The organism is Agrobacterium sp. 10T429, from assembly GCF_056393925.1.
Genome location: NZ_JBFTGV010000052.1, coordinates 1 through 455, shown reverse-complemented (window position 1 = coordinate 455; position 455 = coordinate 1). Strand labels below are relative to the sequence as shown.

General features: G+C 70.6%; 1 protein-coding gene. It reads right to left on the bottom strand.

The features are described from left to right. Positions 1-455, bottom strand: a 455-nt coding sequence (locus AC1DCP_RS26460) for a Rossmann-fold NAD(P)-binding domain-containing protein (RefSeq protein ID WP_476774879.1), incomplete at both ends; no start/stop codon positions are given.

Genomic DNA, 455 nt, shown 5'->3' with positions numbered 1-455 from the left:
CGTCACTCCGGCTCGCCAGCACGCAGGCAGCGAGGTCCCAGAGCGCGTAGCCCACGCTCTTGAAGACCAGCGGGCAGCCGGTGCGGGCGCGCAGGGCGTCGGCATCGAGAATGGCGGTTTCGAATGGCTGGACCGTGGCCCAGTCGATGCCRGCCTGGAGCAGGTCGCCCGCCTCGTCCTCGATGCCGAACAGGGTGTCGGCCAGCAGCCKGCCTCGGGCGGAGGCGGTCTGGCAGAGCACGGGCGGCAGCTCGCACATATCGGGGCGGAATGCGCCGACGCCTGCGACGAAGTGCCGATCTGTCCACAACCCACTGTCGACGTCGGGCAGCACCGCCGTGCGGCTCGACGTCACCGTGACGACCATCGACACATGTGGAAGTGCCTCGGCCACATCGTCGATCACCCTCGCTTCCACGCCGAGGGCGCGCGCCTGGGTGGCCAGCGCCTCGGCC